A 12,273-nucleotide genomic window follows, 5' to 3' on the forward strand; every position below is an offset into this window, starting at 1 on the left:
CGTTTCCGGTAGTTATCCCAGTCTGTGGGGCAGGTTGCCTACGTGTTACTCACCCGTCCGCCGCTAAGTTGATTTGAAAGCAAGCTTTCAAATCAACTCCGCTCGACTTGCATGTATTAGGCACGCCGCCAGCGTTCGTCCTGAGCCAGGATCAAACTCTCCAAATAGGTATTTAGAAAGAGCGATTGCTCATTTTGAAACATCTGACGAGAATTAAATTCTCATTTATGAATCCACTTGCGTGAATTCGATACTCACTCGTTGTTCAGTTTTCAAAGATCAAGCTGTTCTCGTCGTCTGCTTAATGTCTCAGCAGCAACTCTTATACTATATCATGTCCGACGTTTTAATGTCAAGCTCTTTTTTGAATTTCTTTTTTCGAACTTCATTTTCGAGCTCGGCATCGTTATTTCTTGGCCGGAATTAGAATATACCATGTATAGCAACTCATTGCAAGTCTTTTTTTAGAAAAACTATAATGCTGCGATATATCCCTATTTCTCTCTCCTTGAAAGCTATCAAAAGCCCAGGATATATAGCAGCCGTACAGCTTCACTATCAGTTAAGCAATGATTTCATCAATATATAGCTCACGTTCGGTGGCGAGGTTAACAATGTTGCCCTCCACCTGTACCATAGGCCGGGTAGGGTGTGTGCGATCCGTAAAGATAATCTCTCCATGGCGACCATCACTGAGGCGGATCCGGGTCCCGTTATATAGCTCTGTCGACTTCTGAATAAAGGTTTGAACGATGGCCGGGTCTAGCTTCCCGAAACTCTCGGTTAAGATCTGCTCCAGCACAAGATAAGGCGACTGTGCCTTCTTGTAGGCTCGTTCCAGTGTCATAGCATGGAAGATATCCGCTACAGCTACAATCTTGGCGTACACATGAATCTGACTGCCTTCCATCCGAAGTGGGTAGCCTGACCCATCCACCTTCTCATGGTGCTGCAATGCGGCAAGTCTCACACCTTCATTTATCGCCGTAACGTTACGCAGTAACTGATAACCATAGGTGGTATGTCTACGCACTTCTTCCTTCTCTTCATCCGTTAAGGATTCAGGCTTCAGTAGCAGTGAAGGATCTACCTTTACGTTTCCTATATCATGCAGCAATCCTGCGAAGGCAGCCTGCAGCCAATCTTTTTGCGGATGACCGCACCACTGAGCGATCTTGTATGAAGTCAACGCCGACAACACGGCATTATGGTAATTGTAGTCCTGTTCATTCAATGTCCGCGGCGCAAACTTCAGAACATGATATTCCTTCAAATGGCCGATCAGTATTTCGAGTTGGTTTCTCAATTCAAGGATAGGGAGGGGTGCTGCCGCAGCAGAACGATAGCAGCTCTTAATGAGAGCTACCATTTTGTCATATTCATCATGTAAAACCGAGTTTTTGGACAGTGTTGACTCATTGATGAGCGAACCTGTTTTCGCCGTAACTGCTTTATTGCCAGACTTGACCGGCTCACTGACCTTGGTCTCACTCTCGCTGCCTTCAATCTCCACTTGTTGAATCAAAAAAGCCTGCAAAATCTCCATATCACGTGGCAGCAATACTTTACCCTTAGGAAACAATGTTCCTCCTAACGGTGTGACCACATCTTGTGTAATTTTCGAACCTGGTTTAACTTCTCCAACCGCTATGTATGGCATAAGCTCAGCCCCTTTATTCGCTAACCCATTAATAGTGACACTCTTGTAGTTTGAAACACATGACGTCCGGCTGATTCCAGTCCGAAGTTCCTTATTTCACCATATCCCTAATTATAGTATGTAAGGGAGCAAGCGACCAGTATAAGGCAGGGTAATCTTGAATTTTATATAAAAAAGAGTGGAAGTCTCTATAAAAGAAACTTCCACTCTTCATACATACTTTATTCCAGATGATCATCTTCGTTCTTGATCTCTGTAACGGACTCATCGCTTACGTCTGCTTCTGTAGTCTGTCCTTCTACGCCTTCCTCTGATTCAGACAAATCGTCCTCCTCATTCTTGTCGGCCCGACAAAGGGTAGCCACTGCATCGTCTTCGCGAATATTGATCAATTTAACACCTTGTGCATAACGACCCATGGTAGAAATACCATCCATGCTGGTACGGATCAAGGTACCGCTGGTCGTAATGATCATCAGGTCCTCATCCTTCTTAACGACCTTCAGGCCAACCACCAGACCGTTCTTATCTGTAAGGTTGATCGTCTTGATCCCCTTACCACCACGCGTCTGGGAACGATAATCCCCGGCTGGTGTACGTTTACCGTATCCCTTAGCCGTTACGATCAGCACCTCAAGCTCCGGATCGACACTGTCCATACCGATAACATGATCGTTGCTGTCTAGGGTAATCCCTTTGACACCCGTTGCGCTCCGTCCCATCGACCGTACATCGTTCTCGGAGAACGTGATCGACATGCCGCGCGCTGTACCGATAATAAGATTCTGCTGCCCATCGGTCAGCTTCACTTCAATCAGAGAATCCTCTTCACGAAGATTGATAGCAATCAAACCGCCTTTGCGGATGTTGTTATAGTCTTCGAGAGGCGTCTTCTTAACGATACCTTCACGAGTGGCAAAGAAGAGGTACTTATCGCTATCTGCATCCTCTACCTGGATAACCGCACTGATCTTCTCTCCCTGCTCGATCTGGATCAGGTTGATGATCGGCGTCCCCCGTGCCGTGCGGCCGAGCTCCGGAATCTCGTAAGCCTTGATTCGGTATACTTTACCCTTATCGGTGAAGAACATCAGATAGTTATGGGAGTTACTCACAAAGAGATGCTCCACGAAATCCTGATCCTTCGTATCCATACCGATTACGCCGCGGCCCCCGCGCTTTTGACTGCGGTAAGTTGTCACTGGTAGACGTTTGATATAGCCGGTATGCGTAATAGTAATGACAACCTCTTCACGTGGAATCAGATCCTCGTCCAGGATGCTCTCTTCCCCAACGGTGATTTCTGTACGACGGTTGTCGGCATATTTATCACGTAGCTCCTGCAGCTCGTTGCTGATAATCTCCAGCACAAGGTGCTCGTTAGCCAAAATCTCACGGTATTCCGCAATTTTAGCCAAAAGCTCATTATATTCGTTCTCGATCTTCTCACGTTCCAGACCGGTCAGACGCTGCATCCGCATATCGAGAATAGCCTGAGCCTGCTCAATACTGAGGCTAAAGGTACTCATCAATCCTTCACGTGCGATGTCTGTCGTACGGGAAGCTCTAATGAGGGCAATGACCTCATCAAGATGATCAAGTGCAATGCGAAGACCCTCCAAAATGTGGGCACGGGCTTCCGCTTTTTTCAGATCAAACTCTGTACGGCGACGAATAACCTCAATCTGATGCTGCAGATAGTGGTACAACACATCGCGCAGATTAAGAATCTTCGGTTCGTTGTTCACAATCGCCAGCATATTGATTCCGAATGTAGACTGCATCGAAGTATGCTTGTAAAGATTATTCAGTACCACGTTTGGATTAACGTCACGTCTCATCTCTACAACGACACGCATACCCGTTCTATCCGATTCGTCACGAAGGTCAGTAATACCGTCAATCCGCTTCTCACGCACCAGTTCGGCGATCTTCTCAACGAGTCGCGCCTTATTGACCTGATACGGCAGCTCATGCACGATAATACGCGCCTTGCCGTTGTTCTCTTCGATCGTAGCCTTGGCACGCATCGTAACCGAGCCCCGGCCTGTACGATAAGCCTGGCGAATCCCTTCGCGGCCCAAAATGTATCCCGATGTAGGGAAATCCGGTCCTTGAATATATTCCATCAATTCCATTGGCGTAATCTCGGGATTACGGATCATTGCCTGTACCCCATCAATAACCTCTCCCAGGTTATGCGGCGGAATATTGGTAGCCATACCTACAGCAATACCAGATACACCGTTGACAAGCAGGTTCGGGTAACGGGAAGGCAGAACCACAGGCTCGTGCTCTTCACCATCATAGTTGGGAGCGAAATCTACAGTTTCTTTATTCAGATCCCGGAGCATTTCCATTGCGATTTTGGACAGACGCGCTTCCGTATACCGCATGGCAGCAGCCATATCACCATCGATTGAACCGAAGTTACCGTGACCGTCAACCAGCATATAACGCATCGAGAAATCCTGAGCCATACGTACCATTGTTTCATATACGGCAGAGTCACCGTGAGGGTGGTACTTACCAATAACCTCACCGACGATTCTCGCTGATTTCTTATGGGGTTTATCCGGAGACATTCCGAGTTCCGACATCGCAAACAGAATGCGCCTGTGAACCGGCTTCAATCCGTCCCGCACATCGGGTAAAGCTCGACTGACAATGATGCTCATTGCGTAATCCATAAATGAATCGCGCATTTCCACCCCAATGTCCCGGTCTTTGATTTGCGGGTTATTTTGTTCAGCCATGAGTGCTGGACCTCCTTCAGTTAAAAAACCGCTACCCTTTATTATATTACTTTCACAAAAGTAGCACAATTAAACATAATAGCCTTTTATCTTTTAAACCTGATTTCTTTTGTTCCTGTAAGGGTATATGCCCTTTCCGCGAACGCCCCCCACACATAGACTGTATAGAGAGAAAGATAGCTTATATCGTTCTGTATTCGTCCAATAAAGCATAATCCCATATCCTTGTATTATACCATTGTTTAAAGAGCTTGTCCTGAAATTTCAACCACAGGAGATTAGGCTCCCTAAGGAGGAGAATGATGAAAATTCAACGGGTCTCCAGCAAATGGGCTAAAACAACTGCAATCCTTCTCAATCCCGCATTATCAAACTATATTCCTGATACTCGCAAATACAGCTTCCCTACACTTGTAGAAATGCTGGCCATCCACGCAACAGTGTATGTTAAGCCTGACCGAGGGACATATGGCACCGGTGTGATGAGAGCCGAACAGCGAATGGTCTCCCTAGCGCCCAGCATTCACGGTGACGACAGCGATCATCGCAAGGCAGTTCGGAAGGAAGAGAAAACCATGTACATTCTGCGTTTCAACAAAACAGCGCAAATCTTCGCTTCTTCCCAGGAACTGCATGAAGCTATATTAAGACGGACGCAGGGCAAATTCTATCTGATTCAAAAGGGAATCGAGCTGCTGCAGCATCATGACCGCCCATTCGACCTGCGGGTTCTTACCCAGAAAACGCCAATCGGCACCTGGGAAACCTCCGGTATGCTTGGCCGGGTCGCAGCACCGCATAAAATCGTGACCAATTATCACAGCGGAGGGCGCATTCTCCAGGTGAATACTTTATTCAAAGAGCATATGGACCCTACCGAGTCCAGCTCCGCCATCAAGCAATTGAAGCAGCTCGGTGTTCAAATCGCGAGGCAACTGGAGCTATCCTATCCGGGAATCAAAGAAATCGGCCTGGATGTCGCTCTGGACCAACACCATGACATGTGGCTCCTAGAGGTGAACACCCTCCCCTCCATCGTTGTATTCAAGCAGTTCCCCGACAAATCCATCTATCGCAGAATCCACCGTAATGCAGTCGCCTACGGAAGACTCAAGAAATCAGCGGGCACTGTTTCTTCCCGTAGTAAGGCACTATGACATCTTCTATGATCATTATCTAAAAAAGAAAACCTCCGGGCTGCTTATCCCGAGCGGAATAGCAACCGGAGGTTTCTGTATTGTTGATACTTGTTATTCTTGTTCAGCCTACACGTCAAGGTTCTTGACGGATTTGGCATGCTCTTGAATAAAGTCACGCCGCGGCTCAACATTATCGCCCATCAGTGTGTCGAAGATGCTATCAGCCAGGATCGCATCTTCAATCGTGACTTGCAGCATGGTCCGGCTTTCAGGATCCATGGTTGTATCCCAAAGCTGCTCTGCATTCATCTCGCCCAGACCTTTATAGCGCTGGACATTGACCTTCACGTTCTCACCGAAAGCGGCAATGATTTCATCGCGCTCCCTTTCGGAACTGGCATACCGTACAACCTTGTTCCGTTCAAGCTTGAACAACGGCGGCTGGGCAATGTAGATGTACCCCGCCTCTACCAATTTCCGCATGTACCGGTAGAAGAACGTCAGCAGCAATGTTCTGATGTGAGCTCCGTCAACGTCTGCGTCTGTCATAATAACAACTTTGTGGTAACGCGCTTTAGACAGATCGAAGTCATCACCGATACCTGTACCCAAAGCGGTAATGATCGCCCGAATCTCAGCGTTGGACAAAATACGATCCAAACGAGCTTTCTCTACGTTCAGGATTTTACCGCGCAGCGGCAGAATCGCTTGGAAATGACGGTCCCGGCCTTGTTTGGCCGATCCTCCAGCAGAGTCACCTTCGACGATGTACAGCTCACTGATAGAAGCGTCCTTGGACGAACAGTCCGCTAGCTTACCTGGCAGGGCGCTGACTTCAAGCGCACTCTTACGGCGAGTCAGCTCACGAGCCTTACGCGCAGCTTCACGGGCACGTGAAGCCTGCAAGGATTTCTCCAGCACACGGCGGGATACTGCCGGATTCTCTTCCAGGAATTCCTGAAGCTTCTCTCCGAACAGGGATTCCACAATACCGCGGACTTCACTGTTGCCGAGCTTGGTCTTCGTCTGACCCTCGAACTGAGGCTCAGGGATTTTGACGGAAATAATCGCTGTCAGGCCTTCCCGTACATCATCCCCGGTCAGATTGGAATTGCCGTCCTTGATCACGCCGGATTTGCGGGCATAATCGTTAATAATACGTGTCAAAGCGCTTTTGAAGCCCGACTCGTGGGTTCCGCCCTCATGCGTATTAATGTTATTGGCAAAAGAATAAATATTCTCCGTGTAGGAATCGTTATATTGCAGCGCTACCTCAACTTGGATCATGTCCCGTGAGCCTTCCACGTAGATAGGCTCCTCATGCAACGCTTCTTTTTTCTCATTCAGATATTTCACATATTCCACGATACCACCATCGTATCTGAACGCATTAGAGACACCAGTGCGCTCATCCGTGAGCGAAAGCTCAATTCCCTTGTTCAGGAAAGCTAGTTCGCGAATACGAGTGAGTAGCGTTGTATAATCATAAACCGTCGTCTCAGTAAAGATCTCCGGGTCCGGGTGAAACGTAGTTTTCGTACCCGTCTCTTCCGTATCACCGGTAATCTTGATATCGTACTGCGGCACACCGCGTCTGTATTCCTGCTGGTGGATATGCCCTTCACGCTTGACGGATACAACAACTCTCTCCGACAAAGCGTTTACTACGGAAATACCTACACCGTGCAGACCGCCGGATACCTTATATCCGCCACCGCCGAATTTACCACCAGCATGCAGAACAGTCATAACCACTTCAAGCGTCGACTTCTTGAGCTTCGTGTTCTCCCCTACAGGGATTCCCCGCCCGTTGTCGATAACGGTGATGCTGTTATCCTCGTGTATGATCACTTGAATCCGGTCGCAATAACCTGCCAGCGCCTCGTCGATACTGTTATCTACGACCTCCCACACCAAATGATGCAGACCTTTGGCGCTTGTAGAGCCGATGTACATGCCCGGGCGTTTCCGAACCGCTTCCAGCCCCTCCAGTACCTGAATCTGGCTCTCATCATATGTCGGTTGATTCATTGACATGCCTTCACCTACTTCTTTCAGATTATCTCTTTGTTACTGTGGTAGAGCTATATTTCCAACAGCATTTTGGCTCTTTTCTTGAGAGTGGAGGAGGAAATGGGGGAGTAATACACGCTATTCTTGGTTACGACAATAGATTTTGCTTCCTCTTCACCAATCCGGACCAGCTTCTTATCCTGCTGGGACTGGATGACGAACTGTTTGGATATCTTGGAAGATTTCTCAATCGAAATATCAAATATAGCAATCAGCTCTGATGACCGGATGATCTTTTCCCCGCCCAAATGAATATACATCTGCTTCCTCCGCTCTTTATAACTCCACTTGTCCGTCACGGACATGATATAGGCTTGCGCCCTTTAATTTATCGGCATGCAGACCTTCAATTCCCGTAGCGGTAATGAAGGTCTGCACCTTGCTTTGAAAGGTTTCAATAAGCTGAGTCTGGCGATAAGGATCAAGCTCGGACAGCACATCATCAAGAAGCAGCACAGGGTACTCCCCGATCTCCTCATGGATCAGCTCGATTTCCGCCAGCTTGAGCGACAGGGCTGTCGTGCGCTGCTGTCCTTGGGAACCGTAGACCTGGGCTTCTCTTCCGTTGATAAAAAAGGACAGGTCATCCCGATGGGGACCCGTCAGCGTCATGCCGCGCCTGATTTCCTGCTCTCTCGTTTGTGATAACTTTAACATAAAATTGTCTAATAAGACAGCTTCATCTTCTTCCTCTCTCTCGCCAAAAGAGGGTACGTAGCGCAATTTGAGCTCTTCTCCACCATTTGTAATTCCCTTGTGGATACTTTCCGCCCAGATCTGCAGCTTCTTTATGAATTCTTTCCTTTTTTTGACGATTTTAACACCATGCTCTACAAGTTGGGCATCCCAAATCTCCAGCATCTCCGTTCCGCCAGCTGGCTTACCCCATAATTGCTTCAGCAGATTGCCTCTTTGCACCAAAATTTTCTGGTACTGTTGCAGGTGGAACAGATATCCTGGCTGCACCTGTCCGATCTCCATATCGAGGAAACGGCGGCGAACACCCGGTGTACCTTTGACAATCTCCAGGTCCTCTGGAGCAAACATCACCACATTGAGCGAGCCTACGAACTCACTCAGCCGGCGCTGCTCCAGACCGTTGACCTTCGCCTTCTTCCCTTGGGCAGAGAGACTGAGCTCCAGCTTCAAATCCCCGTATTTACGCCCAATCTCGGCATAGATCTGTGCACTGCCGGCAGGAGCATCAAACGAGATTAGCTCACGATCCTTGGAGGTGCGGTGGCTTTTGGTCATCGCCAGGACGAACAAGGCCTCCATGAGGTTTGTTTTGCCTTGGGCGTTCTGACCGAGGATCAGATTCACATCCCCCAGGCTTTCCAGACGCAGCAGCCCGTAATTGCGATAATGCTGCAGGCCGATATTTTTAACAAACACGAAATGGTTCCTCCCAAGACCCCACAAGCGTGGAGTTTATGCTGCAAAGCTTATTTCGTAAAACGAGAATTATATGGTCCATGAAGCGTCCATGAGCATAAATGCCCTAAAGCTTTATTTTATACCAAAAACACGGATTGTTGTAGTCTCGCAAATGCCGGCCGTTCTTGGAACTAAAAAAAAGCGACTCCGAAGAGCCGCTCTGATCTTTAGGGGGCTTCCCCCTCTTATTTCTGCACTTCGCCGCCAATAACCTCGAACGTGCCTTCATCCTGCACTTCAATGCGGTCACCTGGATAGAGCTTTCTGCCCCGGCGTTCTTCTTTCTCCCCATTGACCATGACAAGCCCTTCCTGCAACAGAGCCTTGGCCATTCCCCCTGTGGATACACAATCCGACAGTTTTAGAAATTGGTCCAGCTTAATATATCCACTGTGGATAAGTATTTTTTTTATCATTTTTTATCCTTTCCACCACTTATCCACAGACTCGTGAACAGTGACTTTAGTTAGTCGTACGATATGGCAAAATCACATACATGCTGCGGCTGTCATCCAGCGGACGCAAAATAATCGGACTCATCATTCCAGTGAAGGCAATGACAAGCTGCTCGCTTTCGATAACTTTGAGCACATCCAGCATATATTTGGAGTTGAAGGAGATTTTCAAAGGTTCCCCTTTAAAATCAATGGTCTCCAGCTCTTCACGCACTTTACCCAGCTCTGAGGAGCTGGAGGAAATCTCGATGCCGCCCTGATCCAGGGTCTGCATGCGGACAATGTTCGTTTTTTCCTCACGGGACAACAAATAAGCACGGTCAATGGACTCGCTTAATTTTTTTGTGTCCAAAGTTAGTTCTGTTTTGTATGCCGTTGGAATAATTCTAGAAGTATCCGGATAAATACCGTCCAGGATGCGGGAATAGAACAGCACTTTGTCGATTTTGAAGAGCACCTGGTTATCGGCTACGACAATATCCACCAGCATATTCTGGTCCGGAATGATTTTGCTCAGTTCGTTCAAGGTTTTACCGGCAATTACAACATTGGAAAAATGAACATTCTCTGTTCCCTCCAAATGGGCTGCCCGTGTAGCGAGCCGGTGACGGTCTGTAGCGGTAAATTTGAACTCGTTATCGCTCAGATTCCAGAGAATCCCCGTAAGAATCGGTGTTGTTTCCTGAGTTGAGATGGAGAATGCCGTCTGCTTGATCATATTTTTGAGCAAATCGCCTGGGATAGAGATCATATCATTTTCTTCGATGTTTGGCAGTACCGGGAATTCTTCTGGGTCGAGTCCTACGATCTGAATCTCGGTGGAACCGGAAGAGATATAGGTTTGGAAGCCTTCTTTGACTTCCATGTGGATTTCTTTGGACGGCAATTTTTTGATGATTTCGACGAAAAATTTAGCTGGAAGCACAACGCTGCCTGGCTGCTCAACTTTTACGATGGTGTGGCTGTCATTCTCAGCAGGAATAAACGACTGGATCGAAATATCAGTGTCGCTTGCTGTCAAAGTTACGCCTTGATGGGTAACCTCTAGCTTAATCCCGGTCAAAATGGGAATAGTCGTTCTGCTGGAGATCGCTTTGGATACATGTCCAATGGATTCGTTGAGTTCGTTTTTGAGAATGCTGATCTTCATAATTTCACTCCTAGCTGAAAATGGGAAAGTTGCGTTATGCCGTGTGGCATTCACGCTTGTTATAGATGATGAATTATTAAAGTTATTTAATAGTATTAGTAGTAGGGGCGTCTAATATGTGGATAACCTTCGCAAGCCGCATAAAATTAAGCCTACCCACATGTGTATAGATTGTGTATAGGCTCTGTATTCCTCTTAGGAAGGATTTTTAATTTTCTCCGCAAGATTATTTACCACTTTGTATAGCTCCTGATCGACCTTTAGTGATTGCGTTATTTTCTCATGTGCGTGAATGACGGTCGTATGGTCGCGTCCCCCGAAGGCTTCACCGATCTTAGGCAACGAATAATCCGTTAATTCACGGGAGAGATACATGGCAATTTGGCGTGGGAAAGCTACGGCTTTCGTGCGTTTGCGTGCCTTGAAATCCTCCAGGCGCAAATTGTAGTATTCACCGACTTTTTGCTGAATATCACCGATGGTAATCATCTTCGGACGGCTGGATGGAATGATATCCTTCAGCGCTTCGGCTGCCAGATGAGTCGTCACATCCTGATTGGTCAAGGAAGAATAGGCAACGACCCGAATTAGTGCACCTTCAAGCTCCCGAATGTTCGTATCAATCTGGTTAGCAATGTACATCATCGCTTCATTAGGGATATCTAGGTTCTCGGCTTTCGCCTTTTTACGCAAAATTGCGATCCGTGTCTCCAGATCCGGCGGCTGAATATCCGTAATAAGACCCCATTCGAACCTGGAACGCAGCCGTTCCTCGAGGGTTGGGATTTCCTTTGGCGGTCGGTCACTGGAAATAATGATTTGCTTGCGCTCTTCGTGCAGGGCGTTGAATGTATGGAAGAATTCCTCCTGCGTGGATTCTTTGCCGGCCAGGAATTGAATATCGTCAATAAGCAGAATGTCTACGTTGCGGTATTTGTTGCGGAAGCTTTCCCCACGGTTGTCACGGATGGAGTTGATGAACTCATTCGTGAATTTCTCGGAGGAAATATAAATAACCTTGTTGTTGGGGTTATGCTCCAGCACATAATGGCCGATCGCATGCATCAGGTGGGTTTTTCCGAGACCCACTCCGCCGTAAAGGAACAAGGGGTTGTAGGCTTTGGCCGGCGCCTCGGCGACGGCCAGCGAAGCCGCGTGGGCAAAACGGTTGCCCGAACCGATGACGAACGTGTCAAAGGTATATTTGGGATTGAGCAAATGGGTCTGCGCCTCTTCGCGCGATACGGCAGGGGAAGGGGCGGACTGCTGAATGATCAGCTCAGCCGGCTTGTTCTCCTCAATGACGAATTTGACATCCACTTGTTGTCCGGTAACTTCCAAAACTGTAGCTCCCACCAGCTTGGTGTAGCGACTTTCCAGCCATTCTACTGCGAATGTTGTCGGAGCCGAGATAATGAGTGCCTGCTGGTTGAAGGTTAACGCTTTGGTGGCCTTAAACCAGGTATCGAAACTCGGCTTGCTCAGTTTGGATTGGATGATTGATAATATTTGCTGCCATAATTCGGAAGTATGGCTGTCCACAGACTGTCACTCCTTTAAATCTTCCAAATGTGGCATCAGCCATGAAGTGGAAATGTCGAAG

The 12,273-nt window shown here is 47.7% G+C and carries 9 protein-coding genes and 1 rRNA gene; 1 reads left to right on the forward strand and 9 read right to left on the reverse strand.

The annotated features are described in order from the left end of the window. The 3 genes from AC3Y23_RS10865 to gyrA form a co-directional block, all read right to left on the reverse strand. Positions 1 to 167, reverse strand: a 16S ribosomal RNA gene (locus tag AC3Y23_RS10865); the annotation flags it as partial. A gap of 395 nt (positions 168 to 562) precedes the next feature. Then, the gene (locus tag AC3Y23_RS10870; protein WP_379198628.1) at positions 563 to 1,660 is read right to left on the reverse strand and encodes an HD-GYP domain-containing protein; all 1,098 of its coding nucleotides are present in this window, start codon (positions 1,658 to 1,660) and stop codon (positions 563 to 565) included. Positions 1,661 to 1,881: 221 nt separating this feature from the next. Beyond that, positions 1,882 to 4,416: a DNA gyrase subunit A gene (gyrA, locus tag AC3Y23_RS10875; RefSeq protein ID WP_379198631.1), complete on the reverse strand. Its 2,535-nt coding sequence runs from the start codon at positions 4,414 to 4,416 to the stop codon at positions 1,882 to 1,884. 302 nt (positions 4,417 to 4,718) lie between these two features. Here gyrA and AC3Y23_RS10880 point away from each other — a divergent pair, with 302 nt between their 5' ends. Next, positions 4,719 to 5,573, forward strand: coding sequence for a YheC/YheD family protein (locus AC3Y23_RS10880; RefSeq protein WP_379198633.1), 855 nt, complete (start codon positions 4,719 to 4,721; stop codon positions 5,571 to 5,573). A gap of 108 nt (positions 5,574 to 5,681) precedes the next feature. Here the strand turns inward: AC3Y23_RS10880 and gyrB are convergent, their stop codons facing one another. The 6 genes from gyrB to dnaA all read right to left on the reverse strand — a co-directional run bounded on the left by gyrB (position 5,682) and on the right by dnaA (position 12,212). Beyond that, positions 5,682 to 7,592 (reverse strand): DNA topoisomerase (ATP-hydrolyzing) subunit B, encoded by a 1,911-nt coding sequence (gene gyrB / locus AC3Y23_RS10885; RefSeq protein WP_379198635.1) that lies wholly within the window; start codon positions 7,590 to 7,592, stop codon positions 5,682 to 5,684. A gap of 47 nt (positions 7,593 to 7,639) precedes the next feature. Further along, positions 7,640 to 7,888, reverse strand: a complete 249-nt coding sequence (gene remB / locus AC3Y23_RS10890) for an extracellular matrix regulator RemB (RefSeq protein ID WP_379198637.1) — start codon at positions 7,886 to 7,888, stop codon at positions 7,640 to 7,642. Between the two features lie 16 nt (positions 7,889 to 7,904). Then, complete coding sequence (gene recF / locus AC3Y23_RS10895; protein WP_379198640.1) at positions 7,905 to 9,023, reverse strand: DNA replication/repair protein RecF; 1,119 nt, start codon at positions 9,021 to 9,023, stop codon at positions 7,905 to 7,907. Positions 9,024 to 9,250: 227 nt separating this feature from the next. Continuing rightward, positions 9,251 to 9,478: a S4 domain-containing protein YaaA gene (yaaA, locus tag AC3Y23_RS10900; RefSeq protein ID WP_379199337.1), complete on the reverse strand. Its 228-nt coding sequence runs from the start codon at positions 9,476 to 9,478 to the stop codon at positions 9,251 to 9,253. Positions 9,479 to 9,527: 49 nt separating this feature from the next. After that, a complete protein-coding gene (gene dnaN / locus AC3Y23_RS10905; protein WP_379198642.1) occupies positions 9,528 to 10,670 on the reverse strand; it encodes a DNA polymerase III subunit beta in 1,143 nt (380 codons plus the stop codon). Positions 10,671 to 10,865: 195 nt separating this feature from the next. Then, positions 10,866 to 12,212, reverse strand: a complete 1,347-nt coding sequence (dnaA, locus tag AC3Y23_RS10910; protein ID WP_379198645.1) for a chromosomal replication initiator protein DnaA — start codon at positions 12,210 to 12,212, stop codon at positions 10,866 to 10,868. Between the last annotated feature and the right edge of the window lie 61 nt (positions 12,213 to 12,273).

This window comes from Paenibacillus sp. MAHUQ-45 (assembly GCF_058133325.1).